Here is a 16,210-nt window from a genome sequence, read left to right on the forward strand (position 1 = left end):
GTCTTCATGGGGGACTGCCATGGTCGGACAATTGCGCCGACAAAAAAAGCCCGGCAGCGCTACCGGGCTCGTTCAGCCTGCGTTGTTACTGGAAGTCGACGTCGAAGGCCTGGTAGAAGGCGTTGCCGGTGTTGGCGACGATCCACATCAGCACAATGACGTGATGTCCCTTTTTGTTGACCGGCAGCTTCACTTCGTGATCAACCTTGGCCTTCAATTCACCGGCATGACTGTAATACGGCACTTGCGGGTAGAAGTCCTCGAAGAATGGCTGGGTTTCGAGCTGCGCACGGCTGATGCGTTGCTGTGGATCCCAGCCGTCTTTGGTGATCAACCAGCGATAACCACGGGTGGTGTGCGGCGCGGTGTAGGCCCAACTGACCTTGAGGAGCTGGCCCGGATCGACATTGAGCAGCGGCCAGCTGAAGGAACGACCAAGCTTCTTGCTCATCTCGTCATCGGTGTAGTTCACGCAATCGCGGGCATCGGTCTTTCCGCCGCTGAGGATGTAGCCATCAGCCGGCGGCGCAACGCTGTCCGAGTCCGTCTCGAAGGGTGATGGAAACGATCCAGCTCCAAGCGCCGGGAAGTTCTTGCCGCCTTCCATTTCATTGACTTGCCAAGCGCCGAGCAAGCCGAGGTCGATGGCCACTGCGCCGCGACTTGCTGGCGAGATAACGCGACCGTGTTTCAGTTGGGTTTGTGGAATTGCCTGATTCAAGATGTTCACTCCGTTGATTTGAGAACTCTCCTTCCCGAGGAGAGGCCTTCAAGCTAACGGAGGTGGTTTTTTTGTCCATCGGCGCTTTTGTCGCAGTGCGATTGTGCAGGACGTAGAAAACCCGGAAATACTGGATGGATAACCAGTACCAGTCGACACGTCGCACTCAACGTGTAGCTGAACACCTACACGCCGAGTCGCCTTTGATCACTCAGACAGTTGCGCCTGATACTCCTTTTCGTACTGCCCGGCGAGTTGGGTTTTCTGTTTATCGTCGAGCAGCTTGCCGGCCATCTGGAAGAACTTGTGCTCTTCTTCCTCGAGGTGGTGATGCACCTTGTCGGAGAGCTTTTTGGCGGTGGCCAGCCACGCCGGACTGGACATCTCGGTCTCGTCGAGTTCTTCCATCATCTCGTCCATTTCGTGATGCTCGGAGATGGCGTGGCGGCTCAGGTCCACGCCTTCGTCGATTGCCATCAACGGGATGTAGAAGTGCCGCTCTTCGGCGGTTTCATGCGCTTGCAGCTCTGCTTTGAGCTGCTTGTAGGCCTCGACCCGCTCAGGGCTGTCGCCGCTGGTCGCGACCAGAGCTTTGGCATAAGTGCGCTGGCGCTCGTGGCTTTCGCGCAGGGCTTCAAAAATATTCAAGGGGCTTTCCTCATCAATCGCGCTCAGGGAAAGACGCGATAAAAGCCTAGACCGCAGCGCTTGTTTGGCGGTTCCGCTCGTTTGATCGAAGGGCTTGGAGGCGCTTGCCCGGACGCGTTAGGCTGGGCGTTCAATTACACAAGGAAGTCATGCATGAATTTGCGTATCGAGTTGACGCAGAACCCTACCGAGGAACAGCGTCAGGCCATTCTGCAGCCACTGATCGAGTACAACGATGCACAAACCGGCGGTTCGAAATCCGAGCCGTTTGCCTTGATGGTCAAAGACGAAAATGGCGAAATACTGGGCGGTTTGTATGGGCGAGTGATTTTTCGCTGGATGTTCATCGATCTGCTGTCAGTACCGGAGCAGGGTCGCGGACGGGGGATCGGCTCGAAGTTGATGGCTCAGGCGGAAGCCTTGGCCAAGGAAAAGAGTTGCTACGGAATCTGGCTCGACACCTTCGACTTTCAGGCGCCGGAATTTTACAAGAAGCTGGGCTTCAGCCAGTTCGGTGAGATCGTTGACTATCCACCGGGACACAAGCGGCATTTCTTTCAGAAGCGCCTGATTGACTGATTGCGCCGTCGTCTTCGCGAGCACGCTCGCTCCCACATTGGAATGCATTTCAACTTGTGGGAGCGAGCCTGCTCGCGAAAGCGCCAGCCGCCTCGACACACAATCAGAGACAGGTCGCCATCGCCGCCATGCGCCGCATCGCGACAAAATCATCCTGCTGCGCGTAGTAGTTCAGGGTCGTACCGGACGCTTCGGTAATCACATCGACAAACGACTCCGCCGAACGGGTGTAAACCGTCGTGCCGCCCGACTTGCGCGGCTCCATATAGGCCGCCGCGTCGACGCCGAACACCGCTTCGTCCTGCCAGGCGAATTGCACGCACCGGGCGACGTCTTTCTCCGGCTTGTCCGAGGTCAGGACCTTGTCCGGGCTCTGGGTACGAGCATCGTTCATCACCGAACCGGCGCACCCGGCCAACAGGGCCGCCGCCAGCGCTACCATCAGCATTCGCATTGCATTCGCTCATTGAGAAAAAAGCGGACTGTAGCACTGCAACGCGACAAATCGTTCTGCTTAACTGTTTTTATGCGCGACATGCGCGAACAGGTGCGGCACCCTACGGTCATCAGCCACACAAGGACATTACATGGCGCCTAGCGACCAGCGACATGAACAGGCTCTTAAACTGTTTCTCGATGCGCGACCCGAACTGCGTGAAACTCTCGACCATCTCAACCCGCTGCTGGCCCAGGCCAAGGGCGAAACCCAGGCGCAATATCGCGAAGAACGCTTGCATGAAGCATTCGAGGCTGAGGCGGAAAGCCAGGGGTTGTTCGCCTGGGAGCTGACGTTGCAGTTGACCGCTGATTCGCCCGAGGACTATCAGGCGCAACGGCTTGAGGTGCATCGGGAAGTCGCGGAAATGGCGGGGATGGACTGGATTGAGTATTGCGATCTTTACGGCATCACACCGTAAAACGTGTAGGAGCTGCCGAAGGCTGCGATCTTTTGATCTTGATCTTGAAGAGCAAAATCAAAAGATCGCAGCCTTCGGCAGCTCCTACCAAGGAATCTGCATGAAACCGGGGTTTCGCGGCTGCCGCAATAAAGCTTTATCATGGGCGCAGTTTCGCTGATCGAGTCCATCATGAAGTTCGCCATTGCGCTGTTTTCCGCCGCCCATGCGCCCTCCTCGCGTCGTGCCCTGCTGTTTGCCCAGGCCGCACTGGCGGGCGGCCATGAGATTGTCCGGCTGTTCTTCTATCAGGACGGCGTCTTCAACGCCTCCGATGCCGTAGTGACACCGCAGGATGAACTGGACCTGCCCAAGCAATGGCGCGCCTTTATCAACGAACAGCAACTGGATGGCGTGGTCTGCATCGCCGCCGCCCTGCGCCGTGGTGTATTGAATGAAGAAGAAGCCAGGCGTTACCAGCATGAAGCGATTTCGCTGAGCGCGCCGTGGGAATTGTCCGGTCTTGGTCAGTTGCACGACGCCGTGCAGGACGCTGACCGTCTCATCTGTTTCGGAGGCGCATGAACATGGCCAAATCGCTGTTGATCATCAGCCGCCAGTCGCCCTGGTCCGGCCCCGGCGCGCGGGAAGCGCTGGACATCGTGCTGGCCGGTGGCGCCTTCGATCTGCCGATCGGCTTGCTGTTTCTCGATGACGGCGTGCTGCAACTGGCCGCGGGGCAAAACGCCAAGGCCTTGCAGCAGAAAGACCTCAGCGCCAATCTGCAGGCGCTGCCGATGTTTGGTGTCGAGGAGTTGTTCTATTGCGCAGAAAGCGCCCACGCCCGCGGTCTTGGCAAACTGTCGCTGGACGAAGCGCAGCCGCTCGCCGCTGAACACATCACCGCCCTTATTGACCGTTACGACCAGGTGATCACCCTCTGATGTCGACTTTGCATGTGTTGTCTCATTCCCCGTTCGGCGACGATCGCCTGACTAGCTGCTTGCGCCTGCTGGGCAGCGCCGATGCGGTGTTGTTGTCCGGCGATGCGGTGTATGCGCTGCAACCGGACACTGTGCCGTTTTCTGCGCTGCAAGAGCGAAAAATCGACCTGTTCGTATTGGTTGAAGACGCACAAGCCCGTGCGATCGAGATTCCGGACTGGGCCAAGGCCATCGATTACCCCGCCTTCGTCGAACTGTCGATCCATCACGCCAAGGTCAACAGTTGGTTATGAATTCGATGACCGTCGGCGCCCGCGCCATCGAACTGGACAAGGATGGTTTTCTCGTCGACCTCAGCGACTGGTCGGCGGAAGTTGCCAGTGCCCTCGCCGCCGCCGAAGACATCGAGTTGACCCCCGAACACTGGGAAGTCCTCGAACTGCTGCGCAGCTTCTACGCCGAATTCCAGCTGTCCCCGGCCACGCGACCGCTGATCAAGTACACCGCGTTGAAACTCGGGGCGGACAAAGGCAACAGCCTGCACCTGAACCGACTGTTCAAAGGCACCCCTGCCAAACTCGCCGCGAAGCTGGCGGGCCTGCCCAAACCGACGAATTGCCTATGACCGACTTTCCAGCGTTGACCCTCGCAACACCCGCCGAACATCCGTTCGCGCAATTCGTACGGATTCTCGGCAAAGGCAAACGCGGCGCCCGCGACCTGACGCGTGAGGAAGCCCGCCAGGCGATGGGCATGGTGCTTGACGATCAGGTGGAAGACACCCAACTCGGCGCATTCCTGATGTTGCTGCGGCACAAGGAAGAAAGCGCCGAGGAAATGGCCGGTTTCACCGAGGCGCTGCGCGAACGCTTGCAGGCGCCGGCAATGAATGTCGATCTGGACTGGCCGACCTACGCCGGCAAAAAACGCCATCTGCCGTGGTATCTGCTGGCGGCCAAGTGCCTGGCGCAGAACGGCGTGCGCATCTTCATGCACGGCGGCGGTGCGCACACGGCCGGGCGTCTGTACAGCGAACAACTGCTGGGGGAACTGAACATTCCTCTGTGCCGCAACTGGCAGCAGGTCGGCACGGCGCTGGACAACGGCGGCCTGGCCTTTATGCCGCTGGTGGACTGGGCGCCGCAGTTGCAAAAGATGATCGACCTGCGCAACACCCTGGGCCTGCGTTCGCCGATCCACTCGCTGGCGCGGATTCTCAATCCGCTGGGCGCACGCTGCGGCCTGCAAAGCATTTTTCACCCGGGTTACCAGGCGGTGCATCGCGATGCCAGCGGCTTGCTTGGCGACACGGCAATCGTGGTCAAGGGCGACGGAGGTGAAATCGAGATCAACCCCGACGCGACCAGCCATCTCTACGGCACCAGCGGCGGTCAGAGCTGGGATGAAGAATGGCCGCAGCTGTCAGCGCAACGTCACGTCAAACCCGCCTCGCTGGACATCGGACACTTGAAAGCCGTGTGGCGTGGCGATGTGGTCGACAGTTACCCGCAAATGGCCCTGATTGCGACCATGGCCCTCGCCCTGCGCGGCCTTGGTCAAAATCGTGAACAGGCGTTCATCACCGCCGAGCAATATTGGGCAACACGCAACACATCGATCTAACCGATCATTAGCGCCCGATCTTTGCGCTTTTTGTTCGAACTCATCGGAATAGACTCGACTCCAACGCATATTGGTTTTGGGAGTCTTGATCATGGGTTTACTCGTCGACGGCCACTGGCAGGACAAGTGGTACGAAAGCAGCAAGGACGGCGCGTTCCAGCGCGAACAAGCGCAACGGCGCAACTGGGTGACCGCCGACGGCCAGCCCGGCCCCAGCGGTGAGGGCGGCTTCGCTGCCGAAGCCGGGCGCTATCACCTCTACGTTTCCCTCGCCTGCCCTTGGGCGCATCGCACGCTGATTCTGCGCAAGCTCAAAGGGCTGGAAAGTCTGATCGACGTTTCGGTCGTCAGTTGGTTGATGCTGGAGAATGGCTGGACCTTCGATACAGCGCTCGGCTCGACCGGCGATAAACTCGATGGCTTCGATTTCATGCATCAACGCTACACCGCTGACACGCCTGACTACACCGGGCGGGTGACGGTGCCAGTGCTGTGGGACAAGAAACTCAAGCGCATCGTCAGCAACGAATCGGCGGAAATCATCCGCATGTTCAACAGTGCATTCGACGACCTCACCGGAAACGACCTGGACTTCTATCCGGCGCCGCTACGCAATGAAATCGATGCGCTGAACGAGCGGATCTATCCGGCGGTGAACAACGGTGTCTACCGCGCCGGTTTTGCCACGTCGCAGCAGGCTTACGAACAGGCGTTCGATGAAGTATTTGCTGAACTGGACCATCTGGAACAATTGCTCGGTGCCAATCGCTACCTGAGCGGGGAATACCTGACCGAAGCCGATGTGCGCCTGTTCACCACGATGATTCGCTTCGACGCGGTGTATCACGGGCACTTCAAGTGCAACCTGCGGCGGATCGCCGATTACCCGAATCTGTCGAACTGGCTGCGTGAGCTTTATCAGTGGCCGGGGATCGCCGAAACGGTGGATTTCCAGCACATCAAGCATCATTACTACGGCAGCCACAAGACGATTAACCCGACAGGGGTTGTGCCGAAGGGGCCGGAGCAGGATTTCACTGTGGCCCATGACCGGGCGCGGCTGAGCGGGAAAGGAGTTTGGCGCCGGGGCTAACCACAAAAGCAAAAGATCGCAGCCTTCGGCAGCTCCTACATGAGAATGCGTTCCCTGTAGGAGCTGCCGAAGGCTGCGATCTTTTTGCTTTGACTCAGATTTGCGCCTGAGCCCCTTCAAACCACGCCAGTTTCTCGCGCAGTTGCACCACTTCGCCAACGATCACCAGGGTCGGCGCATGCACTTCATGCTCCGCCACCAGCCGCGGCAAATCGGCCAGCGTGCCGGTAAATACCCGCTGATTGACCGTGGTGCCCTGCTGAATCAACGCCGCCGGGGTGTCCGCCGCGCGACCATGCCTGATCAACTGCTCGCAAATGATCGGCAAACCCACCAGGCCCATGTAGAACACCAACGTCTGCGCCGGAGCGACAAGGTCAGCCCATGGCAGATCGGTGGAACCATCCTTCAAGTGGCCAGTGACGAACCGCACGGACTGCGCATGATCGCGGTGGGTCAACGGAATACCGGCATAGGCTGCACACCCACTGGCCGCCGTGATCCCCGGCACCACTTGGAAGGGGATGCCGTGAGCCGCCAACTCTTCGATTTCTTCGCCACCACGGCCGAAGATGAACGGATCGCCGCCCTTCAACCGCACCACACGCTTGCCGGCCTTGGCCAGATCGACCAGTTGCTGATTGATCTGATCCTGCGGCACGGCGTGTTCGGAACGACGCTTGCCGACATACACCCGCTCGGCATCGCGACGGCACAGCTCCAGAATCGCCGGCGCTACCAAGCGGTCATAGAGCACCACATCGGCTTGCTGCATCAGACGCAGTGCGCGGAAGGTCAACAGATCCGGATCGCCCGGGCCGGCGCCGACCAGATAAACCTCGCCAGTGGTGACCATTGGCTCGCCATCCACTTTTGCCTGCAACAGGCGCTCGGCTTCAGCGCCCTGCCCGGCCAGTTGACGGTCGGCGATCGGGCCCTGGAAAACGTCTTCCCAGAAGCCGCGACGCTGCTGCACATCCGGAAACAGGTTTTTCACCTGATGGCGAAAACGCGCAGCCAGCCCGGCCAACTGACCGTAAGTCGAGGGAATCCAGGTTTCGATTTTTGCCCGGATCAGACGCGCCAGCACTGGCGCATCGCCGCCGCTGGACACGGCAATGATCAGTGGCGAACGGTCGACGATCGCCGGGAAGATCACGCTGCACAAGGCCGGCGCATCGACCACGTTGACCGGCACGCAACGCCGATGCGCATCGGTGGAGACTTGCGCGTTAAGCGTTTCGTCGTCGGTGGCGGCTATGATCAGCCCGCAACCGTCCAGATCCGTTTCGACGTAACCGCGCAGCAGGCATTCACCGCCGCTGGCAGCGACCAGTTCAGCCAGTTGCGTTTCGATTTCAGGTGCGACCACCCGCAGCAGCGCACCGGCATCGGCCAGCAGGCGGGATTTGCGCAAGGCAATTTCCCCCCCACCGACAACCAACACACGACTGCCGCGCAGGTTATGAAACAGCGGCAGATATTTCATTTAGCCGATGACCTCAAGGCCACCCATGTACGGCTTGAGCACGTCCGGCACACGGATCGAACCGTCGGCCTGCTGATAGTTTTCCAGCACCGCCACCAGCGTACGACCGACCGCGAGGCCGGAACCGTTCAAAGTGTGCACCAGCTCAGGCTTGCCGGTTTCCGGGTTGCGGAAACGCGCCTGCATGCGACGAGCCTGGAAATCGCCGCAGTTCGAGCACGAGGAAATTTCGCGGTACTTGTCCTGGCTCGGAATCCACACTTCAAGGTCGTAGGTCTTGACCGCGCTGAAACCCATGTCGCCAGTGCACAGTGCCAGGGTGCGGTAAGGCAGGCCGAGCAGTTGCAGAACTTTTTCGGCGTTGGCGGTCAGGCCTTCCAGCGCTTCCATCGATTGCGACGGCTCGACGATCTGGACCATTTCGACTTTGTCGAACTGGTGCTGACGGATCATGCCGCGAGTGTCACGGCCCGACGCGCCGGCTTCGCTGCGGAAGCACGGGGTGTGGGCAACGAACTTGATCGGCAGCAACTTGGAATCGACGATTTCGCCGGCAACGATGTTGGTCAGCGACACTTCGGCAGTCGGAATCAGGTACAGATCGGCTTCACCTTCACGGGCGATCTTGAACAGATCTTCTTCGAATTTCGGCAGCTGGCCGGTACCTTGCAGCGCCGGGGCCTGAACCAGGTAAGGCGTGTAAGCCTCTTCGTAGCCATGCTCGTTGACGTGCAGGTTGATCATGAACTGCGCCAGCGCGCGGTGCAGGCGGGCGATCGGACCACGCAACAAGGCGAAACGTGCACCGGACAGCTTGGCGGCGGTTTCGAAGTCCAGCCAGCCAAACTTCTCGCCGAGAGCGACGTGATCTTTGACTTCGAAATCGAACTGGGTCGGCGTGCCCCAGCGGCGCACTTCGACGTTGTCGTCTTCGTCCTTGCCGACCGGAACCGACTCATGCGGCAGGTTGGGAATACCGAGCAGGATCGAATCCAGTTCGGTCTGGATCGCGTCCAGTTCGACCTTCCCAGCGCTCAGTTCGCCCGCCATGCGCTCGACATCCGCCATCAGCGGCGCGATGTCTTCACCGCGCTGCTTGGCCTGGCCGATGGATTTGGAACGCGCGTTACGCTCAGCCTGCAGTGCTTCGGTGCGGGTCTGGACGGTCTTGCGCTGTTCTTCCAGCGCTTCGATGCGCGCGGTGTCCAGGGCAAAGCCACGGGAAGCCAGGCGGTCCGCTACGTCCTGAAGGTTGCTACGTAACAGTTTGGAATCGAGCATGTCGGTTTCTCGTTATCAAAGTTTGGTCAGGGACAGGCCGGCCCACGTGGCGAGCAGCCCGCCGAATACGCTAAGTGCCGCGTAGCCCAGGGCCAGCAACACTTGCCCGCTTTCCAGCAGGCGCACCGTATCCAGTGAAAAGGATGAAAAAGTCGTCAGCCCCCCGAGGAAGCCGACCATCAACCCGGCGCGCACCTCGATCGGCACTTCCGGGCGTATCAAAAACAGGCCGTACAACACGCCAATCAGCAGGCAGCCCACGATATTAACGGCCAGCGTCGCGGTATAGAAGTGCCGCGGCCAATTGGCGCTGACCCAATTGCCGGTGGCGAAGCGCAACAATGTGCCAGCGACGCCGCCGACCGACACTGCGATGATCAATGGGACCACTACTTTCTCCGCTGCCGAGGGCTCAGACGATCGAGTTGAGCGAGGTGATTGAGCTTCTCACCGATCTTCAACTCCAGGCCACGGGGCACTGGCTGATAGAACGGAATCGGCTCGAGTTCTTCCGGGAAATAGTCTTCGCCGGCGGCATAAGCGTCCGGCTCGTCGTGGGCGTAGCGGTACTCGTCGCCGTAACCCAATTGCTTCATCAGCTTGGTCGGTGCATTGCGCAGGTGCAGCGGCACTTCCAGCGAGCCGTTTTCGGCAGCCGCGCGCAGGGCGGTCTTGAAGCCCATGTACACCGCATTACTTTTCGGTGCGCAGGCCAGATACGTGATGGCCTGGGCCACTGCCAATTCACCTTCCGGACTGCCGAGACGCTCCTGCACCTCCCACGCCGCCAGGCAAAGGCTCAGCGCACGCGGGTCGGCGTTGCCGATGTCTTCGCTGGCCATGCGCACCACGCGTCGCGCCAGATACAGCGGATCGCAGCCGCCGTCGATCATCCGCGCGAACCAGTACAGCGCGCCGTCAGGATTGGAGCCGCGCACCGATTTGTGCAGGGCCGAGATCTGGTCGTAGAACGCTTCGCCACCCTTGTCGAAACGCCGACGGGTGTCGCCGAGCAGGCTTTGCAGCAGCTCGGTGCCGATTTCGCTATTGTCTTCAGCCAGGTCGGAGGCGTTCTCCAGCAGATTGAGCAGACGCCGGCCATCGCCATCGGCGGCGGACAGCAGCATCTGAAAACCCTCATCGCTCAGTGTCAGATTGCGCTTGCCCAGCCCGCGCTCTTCGGTCAAGGCCCGATGCACCAGTTTGCGCAGCGCCGCTTCGTCGAGGCTTTTCAGCACATAGACACGGGCACGCGACAACAAGGCGTTGTTCAGTTCGAACGAAGGGTTTTCGGTGGTGGCGCCGATGAAGATCAGCGTGCCGTCTTCAACGTATGGCAGAAACGCGTCCTGCTGCGACTTGTTGAAACGGTGTACTTCATCGACGAACAGGATCGTGCGCTTGCCGTACTGGCCGGCCTGCTGCTTGGCGATCTCAACGGCCTGACGGATTTCCTTGACCCCGGCGAGCACCGCCGAAACCGTTTCGAAGTGCGCATCGGAGACTTCAGCGAGCAACCGCGCCAGGGTAGTCTTGCCCACACCCGGCGGCCCCCAGAAGATCATCGAATGCAGCGCGCCCTGCTCCAGCGCCTCGCGCAGAGGCTTGCCGCGAGCGAGCAGGTGTTCCTGACCGACGTACTCATCCAGATTGGCCGCACGCAGACGCGCGGCCAAAGGTTGGGCTATCGGTGCACTGCGAAACAGATCCATCACGTAGCGTTGAAACCTCTGATTTGCCGATCATTGACACTGTAGGAGTGAGCCTGCTCGCGATCCGGTTTGCCAGTCAATGCTTGATTGGCTGACCCACCGTGATAGCGAGCAGGCTCGCTCCTACAGGTGTTTGCGATTTATTCCTGGATGACGTCGGCACCCTTGGGAATGTCGAATTTGAACTTCGACGCCGGTACCGCCTCGTTGGCCTTGACCCCGGTAAACAGGATATTGGTGCGCTGGCCGACACTGTCAATCAGTTGCATGTCATTGAGCAGACCGTTGCGGAACGACAGGCGCAGATTGTCGAACAGGGTGTCCTTGGTTTTCGGCTTGAGGGTGAAGTCGATCACGCCGCCCGCCTCTTTCGCGCTGATATCGAAGCTCTGGCTGATCTTCGAGACATCGCCGGACAACAGCAGCGCCGGGGTCTGGGTCAGACGCTCATCGAGCTTCTTGATGGTCGCCTGTTCAAGGTCCGGGTCCCACAGGGTGACTTTCTTGCCATCGGAGACCATGGTCTGCTCGGCCGGCGCGTTGGTGTGCCAGTAAAACAGGCCCGGACGCTGCAGGGTCATATTGCCGGTGGTCTCCTGCAATTGAGTGCCGCCGCCGTCGAGGGTCAACTGCGAAAAATTCGCCGACAGGGTTTTCGATGTTTCCAGCAATTGGGTCAGACGCGCCACGTCCTTTTCGTCGGCGTGGGCCGAGAGCGTGGTCAGCGCCAGTACTGGCAACAGCATGCGGATAAGGCGCATGAGAGTCCTCTTGAATACTCGTGGAAGAGCGAGTGGTGCGTCATTGCGCCACTCGAATCGGTGCGTTATCAGTCGCGTACCGGGCCTGGGGCCAGGACTTCACGCGATCCGTTGGTGTTCATTGACGTGACGACGCCCGCCATTTCCATGGCTTCGATCATCCGCGCGGCGCGGTTGTAGCCGATCTTCAGTTTGCGCTGGACTGCGGAAATCGACGCGCGACGGCTTTCGAGGACGAACTGCACGGCTTCGTCATACAGCGCGTCGGCTTCCGGATCATCACCGTCACCACCACCGCTGCTGCCTTCAAAGCCGCTGCCCGCCTCTTCGACACCGTTGAGGATGTCGTCGTTGTATTCCGGCGCGCCGCGCAGTTTCCACGCCTCGACCACACGGTGAACCTCATCGTCGGAAACGAACGCGCCGTGGACGCGGATCGGCAGACTGGTGCCCGGAGGCATGTAAAGCATGTCACCGTGACCGAGCAACTGTTCAGCGCCACCTTGGTCGATGATGGTCCGCGAGTCGATCTTGCTCGATACCTGAAACGCCATACGAGTCGGGATGTTGGCCTTGATCAGACCGGTGATCACGTCCACCGACGGGCGCTGGGTCGCAAGAATCAAGTGAATCCCCGCCGCACGCGCCTTCTGCGCGATCCGCGCGATCAGTTCTTCGACCTTCTTGCCGACGATCATCATCATGTCAGCGAATTCGTCGACCACGACGACGATGGTTGGCAGTTTCTGCAATAGCGGCGCTTCGTCGTGAATGCTTTCACGCTTGTACAGCGGATCGCTCAACGGCTCACCGGCTTCCTGGGCTTCCTTGACCTTGGCGTTAAAGCCGGACAGGTTACGCACCCCCATCTTCGCCATCAGCTTGTAGCGCCGCTCCATCTCGGCAACGCTCCAGCGCAAGGCGTTGGCAGCGTCCTTCATGTCCGTCACCACCGGGCACAGCAGGTGCGGAATGCCTTCGTAGATCGACAGCTCGAGCATTTTCGGGTCGATCATGATCAGCTTGGCGTCGTCCGGGCCGGATTTGAACAGGATCGACAGGATCATCGCGTTCACGCCCACGGACTTACCGGAACCGGTGGTACCGGCCACCAGCAGGTGCGGCATCTTCGCCAGGTCGGTGATGACCGGCTTGCCGCCAATATCGTGACCGAGCGCCAGGGTGACCGGCGATTTGAAGTTGTCGTACTCGGGCGTCGACAGCACTTCGGAGAAGCGCACGATCTGGCGGTCTTCGTTGGGAATTTCGATACCGACAGTGGTCTTGCCCGGAATCACCTCGACCACGCGCACACTGGTCACCGCCAGCGAGCGTGCCAGGTCCTTGGCCAGGTTGGCGATGCGGCTGACTTTCACGCCGGCAGCCGGCTGGATTTCGTAACGGGTGATCACCGGCCCCGGATGGATCGAATCGACGGTGACTTCGACGCTGAATTCCTTGAGCTTGATCTCCAGCAAGTGGCCGACTGCAGCCAAGGACTCAGGCGAATAGTTGAGTTGTTTCTTTTCCGCAGGATCAAGAATCGAAATCGGCGGCAAGGTGCCTTCCACCGCGCTGTCGACGAACAACGGTGCCTGCTTCTCTTTCTGCACGCGCTTGCTCGGCTCCGGCGCCTTGGCCGGTGCCGGGGCGATGACCGGCGGCACCTGCTTCTCACGATCGGACATGTGCTTGCTCAGTGCCTGCTCGCGTTCGATCAGACGTTCCTTGACCTTGGCCTGTTCGCGCTTGTCGGTGACAGTCGGTGCGACCACATCATGTACGCGGTCATCGACCTCACGCAGTTGCGCGACCAGTTGCTTGCGTTCGGTGCGCGCCGACCACCAGCGGTTGAGCGCACCCTGGAAGAGTTCGAAGAGATCAAGGGTGATCTTGCCGGTGACGTCCATCACCTTGAACCACGACAGGTCAGTGAATACGGTCAGGCCGAACAGGAACAAGGCGATGAACAGCAGCGTGCTGCCCTGAATGTTCAGCGCGTTCTTCGCCAGATCGCCAAGGCTTTCGCCCAACGCCCCGCCAGCGCCCGCCGGCAGCCCGGTCGCGGCATGAAAGTGAATGTGCGCCAGCGCAGCACCGGAAAGCACCAGAAACACCAGACCGATCAGGCGCCAGGAGAACAGCCAGCCGCTCCACTGCCACGGTTCGTGACGTTGACGGAAAATCTGATACGCCTTGACCGCCAGCAACAGCGGGAAGATATAGGCGAAGTAACCGAGCACCATGAACAGGATATCGGCGCTGTACGAGCCCGCAGGCCCGCCGAAATTCTGCACATCGTCGATCTTGCTGTTATGGCTCCAGCCCGGATCGTCCTTGCCGTAAGTCAGCAAAGCCATCATCAGGAACAGGCACAAGGCGCCAATGGCGATCAATGCACCTTCCTTGAGCCGGTAGTGCAGCTGTTGGCGCCAGAGCGGAACGACTGTTTTGGGTGCTTCGGTGGTCTTCTTCAAAACGCTTCTTTTCCTGCGCCCGAGGCGCGTCCATCTATTGAATGACGATAAAAAACTGCCAGTCCAGGCAGGTAACAAAGGTGAAAAGCCCAATTGAGACTACTTTTAACACTGTGCCACTGGTTTTATAAACACAGCCATAAACACTGCGCACAGCGCAAAGCCGTTACAACCCGGCATTGTACGGGTTTGTGCGCCCGACGCCATGCTTGAGACCCTTGCCTTGAGCATAGCCAAACGTACACGCGCTGCGTTGCAATTGGAGCACGCATTGTCTTTTGTGACAAAGGCTTATGAGCTGTATTTGATGAACGTAGCGAAGCCAGCGATTTCCATTGAGTCAAAACGATTTGCGAGCATCGCCATGGTGACGCTTACGACCACGGCCGACACATCAAGTTGCAGCCCGATGGTTACCTCACTGGACATCTGTGCAGGACATCGGCGCCGTTTCGCGGCAAACTCTTTCGCGGGGCTGCGCGCCCCTGACCGCCCTCCCCTTCTGCAAGCCTGGATGCCATGCTGACTTGGTTACAACGTAATTCCCTGACCTTCCCTTCACTGGACAAGGCCATGCGCGAACCGAACGGATTGCTCGCCGCCGGTGGCGACCTGTCTGCCGATCGATTGATCCAGGCCTATCGCCATGGCTGCTTTCCATGGTTTTCCGAGGGTCAGCCAATTCTCTGGTGGTCGCCAGATCCCCGCACCGTGCTTTTTCCCGATGAACTGCATGTCTCGCGCAGTCTCGCCAAACTGCTGCGCAAGCAACGCTATCAAGTAACCTTCGACGAGGATTTCGACGCCGTCATCCGCGCCTGCGCCGCGCCCCGGGATTACGCTGACGGCACCTGGATCACCGAGGCCATGCAGAATGCTTACATGGAGCTGCATCGTCGCGGCTTCGCTCATTCGGTTGAGGTCCGGGACGATGGACAACTGGTCGGCGGCCTGTATGGCCTGGCGATGGGCCAGCTGTTTTTTGGCGAGTCGATGTTCAGCCGCGCCGACAACGCTTCCAAGTACGGCTTCGCCACCCTCGTGCAGCATTTGAAAGCCGCCGGCTTTGTCCTGATCGACTGCCAGATGCCGACCGATCACCTGCACAGCCTCGGTGCACGATCGATCGCGCGTAGCGAATTCGCCGATTATCTGGCTCGGCATCTCGACCAACCGAATACAGCGACCTGGGTTTGCTGAGCGACTTTTGCGCAGGTGGCTTACACTTAATCCACCAGCTTATCCCGAGGGTTGATTCATGACCGAGTTGGCGCGATTGAAGTTTTATGCCACTCAGCCCCACTCTTGCAGTTATCTGCCCGAGGAGCAGGCCACGACGCTGTTTCTCGACCCGAGTCAGCCCATGGATGTGCACGTCTACGCAGATCTGTCGGAAATGGGCTTTCGTCGCAGCGGCGATCACCTGTACCGGCCGCATTGCCAGAATTGCAATGCGTGCGTGCCTGCGCGCATTCCCTCCGCGCAATTCATCGCCAATCGCCAGCAAAAGCGCATCTACAAACGCAACGCGGATTTGCAGGTGCAGCCGGTCAAACCGCACTTCAGCGAAGAATATTTCGATCTGTACCAGCGCTACATAGAACAGCGCCATGCCGACGGCGACATGTACCCGCCGAGCCGCGATCAGTTCTCGACGTTCCTTGTGCGTGACCTGCCCTTCTCGCGCTTCTACGAGTTCCGACTCGACGGACGGTTGCTCGCGGTGGCGGTCACCGATCTGCTGCCAAACGGTCTGTCGGCGGTCTACACCTTCTACGAACCGCACGAAGAACGCCGCAGCCTGGGTCGTTACGCGATCCTCTGGCAAATCGCCGAGAGCCAGCGTCTTGGCCTTGAGGCGGTGTACCTCGGTTACTGGATCAAGAACTGCAAAAAGATGAACTACAAGACGCAATATCGGCCCATCGAATTGCTGATCAACCAGCGCTGGGTCATCCTGAACTGAACCTGCGGCCTAAACCCCTT

Annotated in this window: 19 protein-coding genes; 10 read left to right on the top strand and 9 right to left on the bottom strand. The window is 59.6% G+C overall.

Annotation, left to right across the window (positions count from 1 at the left end; genetic code table 11):
* Positions 1 to 85 precede the first annotated feature (85 nt).
* The gene (locus AC0Z4S_RS11970; protein ID WP_485623145.1) at positions 86 to 721 is read right to left on the bottom strand and encodes a lytic polysaccharide monooxygenase auxiliary activity family 9 protein; all 636 of its coding nucleotides are present in this window, start codon (positions 719 to 721) and stop codon (positions 86 to 88) included.
* Positions 722 to 928: 207 nt separating this feature from the next.
* Positions 929 to 1,369: a hemerythrin domain-containing protein gene (locus AC0Z4S_RS11975; RefSeq protein WP_471879612.1), complete on the bottom strand. Its 441-nt coding sequence runs from the start codon at positions 1,367 to 1,369 to the stop codon at positions 929 to 931.
* A gap of 153 nt (positions 1,370 to 1,522) precedes the next feature.
* On the opposite strand from AC0Z4S_RS11975, the gene AC0Z4S_RS11980 reads away from it, so the two are divergent.
* Positions 1,523 to 1,948: a GNAT family N-acetyltransferase gene (locus AC0Z4S_RS11980; protein WP_471879613.1), complete on the top strand. Its 426-nt coding sequence runs from the start codon at positions 1,523 to 1,525 to the stop codon at positions 1,946 to 1,948.
* A gap of 103 nt (positions 1,949 to 2,051) precedes the next feature.
* On the opposite strand, the gene AC0Z4S_RS11985 is transcribed toward AC0Z4S_RS11980, so the two are convergent.
* Positions 2,052 to 2,402 carry a hypothetical protein gene (locus AC0Z4S_RS11985; protein WP_485623147.1) on the bottom strand — a complete coding sequence of 117 codons (351 nt, stop codon included), beginning with the start codon at positions 2,400 to 2,402 and terminating at the stop codon, positions 2,052 to 2,054.
* Between the two features lie 133 nt (positions 2,403 to 2,535).
* Here AC0Z4S_RS11985 and AC0Z4S_RS11990 point away from each other — a divergent pair, with 133 nt between their 5' ends.
* The 7 genes from AC0Z4S_RS11990 to AC0Z4S_RS12020 all read left to right on the top strand — a co-directional run bounded on the left by AC0Z4S_RS11990 (position 2,536) and on the right by AC0Z4S_RS12020 (position 6,504).
* Entirely contained in the window at positions 2,536 to 2,865 is a 330-nt protein-coding gene (locus AC0Z4S_RS11990; protein ID WP_137214798.1) for a DUF6388 family protein, read from the top strand.
* Positions 2,866 to 3,036: 171 nt separating this feature from the next.
* Positions 3,037 to 3,429, top strand: a complete 393-nt coding sequence (gene tusD / locus AC0Z4S_RS11995; protein WP_485623149.1) for a sulfurtransferase complex subunit TusD — start codon at positions 3,037 to 3,039, stop codon at positions 3,427 to 3,429.
* 2 nt (positions 3,430 to 3,431) lie between these two features.
* Entirely contained in the window at positions 3,432 to 3,788 is a 357-nt protein-coding gene (tusC, locus tag AC0Z4S_RS12000) for a sulfurtransferase complex subunit TusC (protein WP_253505295.1), read from the top strand.
* Positions 3,788 to 4,081, top strand: a complete 294-nt coding sequence (tusB, locus tag AC0Z4S_RS12005) for a sulfurtransferase complex subunit TusB (protein ID WP_485623150.1) — start codon at positions 3,788 to 3,790, stop codon at positions 4,079 to 4,081. Before tusC ends, tusB begins: the two co-directional genes overlap by 1 nt.
* Positions 4,078 to 4,413, top strand: a complete 336-nt coding sequence (locus AC0Z4S_RS12010) for a TusE/DsrC/DsvC family sulfur relay protein (RefSeq protein ID WP_016770652.1) — start codon at positions 4,078 to 4,080, stop codon at positions 4,411 to 4,413. Before tusB ends, AC0Z4S_RS12010 begins: the two co-directional genes overlap by 4 nt.
* Entirely contained in the window at positions 4,410 to 5,411 is a 1,002-nt protein-coding gene (locus AC0Z4S_RS12015) for a glycosyl transferase family protein (RefSeq protein WP_485623151.1), read from the top strand. Before AC0Z4S_RS12010 ends, AC0Z4S_RS12015 begins: the two co-directional genes overlap by 4 nt.
* Positions 5,412 to 5,502: 91 nt before the next feature.
* The gene (locus AC0Z4S_RS12020) at positions 5,503 to 6,504 is read left to right on the top strand and encodes a glutathione S-transferase family protein (protein ID WP_485623152.1); all 1,002 of its coding nucleotides are present in this window, start codon (positions 5,503 to 5,505) and stop codon (positions 6,502 to 6,504) included.
* A 94-nt stretch (positions 6,505 to 6,598) separates the two neighbouring features.
* Here AC0Z4S_RS12020 and cysG read toward each other — a convergent pair whose 3' ends face one another.
* From cysG to ftsK, 6 genes are all read right to left on the bottom strand, one after another.
* On the bottom strand, positions 6,599 to 7,993 hold the full coding sequence (gene cysG, locus AC0Z4S_RS12025; protein WP_485623153.1) for a siroheme synthase CysG: 1,395 nt from the start codon (positions 7,991 to 7,993) through the stop codon (positions 6,599 to 6,601).
* Entirely contained in the window at positions 7,994 to 9,274 is a 1,281-nt protein-coding gene (serS, locus tag AC0Z4S_RS12030) for a serine--tRNA ligase (RefSeq protein ID WP_125927824.1), read from the bottom strand.
* A 15-nt stretch (positions 9,275 to 9,289) separates the two neighbouring features.
* Positions 9,290 to 9,664, bottom strand: a complete 375-nt coding sequence (crcB, locus tag AC0Z4S_RS12035) for a fluoride efflux transporter CrcB (RefSeq protein WP_253503264.1) — start codon at positions 9,662 to 9,664, stop codon at positions 9,290 to 9,292.
* Complete coding sequence (locus tag AC0Z4S_RS12040) at positions 9,664 to 10,986, bottom strand: replication-associated recombination protein A (protein ID WP_253503268.1); 1,323 nt, start codon at positions 10,984 to 10,986, stop codon at positions 9,664 to 9,666. The genes crcB and AC0Z4S_RS12040 overlap by 1 nt, the downstream gene beginning before the upstream one ends.
* A 140-nt stretch (positions 10,987 to 11,126) precedes the next feature.
* The gene (gene lolA / locus AC0Z4S_RS12045) at positions 11,127 to 11,747 is read right to left on the bottom strand and encodes an outer membrane lipoprotein periplasmic chaperone LolA (RefSeq protein ID WP_485623155.1); all 621 of its coding nucleotides are present in this window, start codon (positions 11,745 to 11,747) and stop codon (positions 11,127 to 11,129) included.
* A 68-nt stretch (positions 11,748 to 11,815) separates the two neighbouring features.
* Positions 11,816 to 14,224 carry a DNA translocase FtsK gene (gene ftsK, locus AC0Z4S_RS12050; RefSeq protein ID WP_485623157.1) on the bottom strand — a complete coding sequence of 803 codons (2,409 nt, stop codon included), beginning with the start codon at positions 14,222 to 14,224 and terminating at the stop codon, positions 11,816 to 11,818.
* Between the two features lie 519 nt (positions 14,225 to 14,743).
* Between ftsK and aat the strand changes: the two genes are divergently transcribed.
* Both aat and AC0Z4S_RS12060 read left to right on the top strand, forming a co-directional pair.
* Positions 14,744 to 15,424: a leucyl/phenylalanyl-tRNA--protein transferase gene (aat, locus tag AC0Z4S_RS12055; RefSeq protein WP_485623158.1), complete on the top strand. Its 681-nt coding sequence runs from the start codon at positions 14,744 to 14,746 to the stop codon at positions 15,422 to 15,424.
* A 58-nt stretch (positions 15,425 to 15,482) separates the two neighbouring features.
* Positions 15,483 to 16,190 (top strand): arginyltransferase, encoded by a 708-nt coding sequence (locus AC0Z4S_RS12060; protein ID WP_485623159.1) that lies wholly within the window; start codon positions 15,483 to 15,485, stop codon positions 16,188 to 16,190.
* The last annotated feature ends 20 nt before the right edge of the window (positions 16,191 to 16,210 follow it).

This window comes from Pseudomonas sp. 1L-B-1-E-C1 (assembly GCF_057291835.1).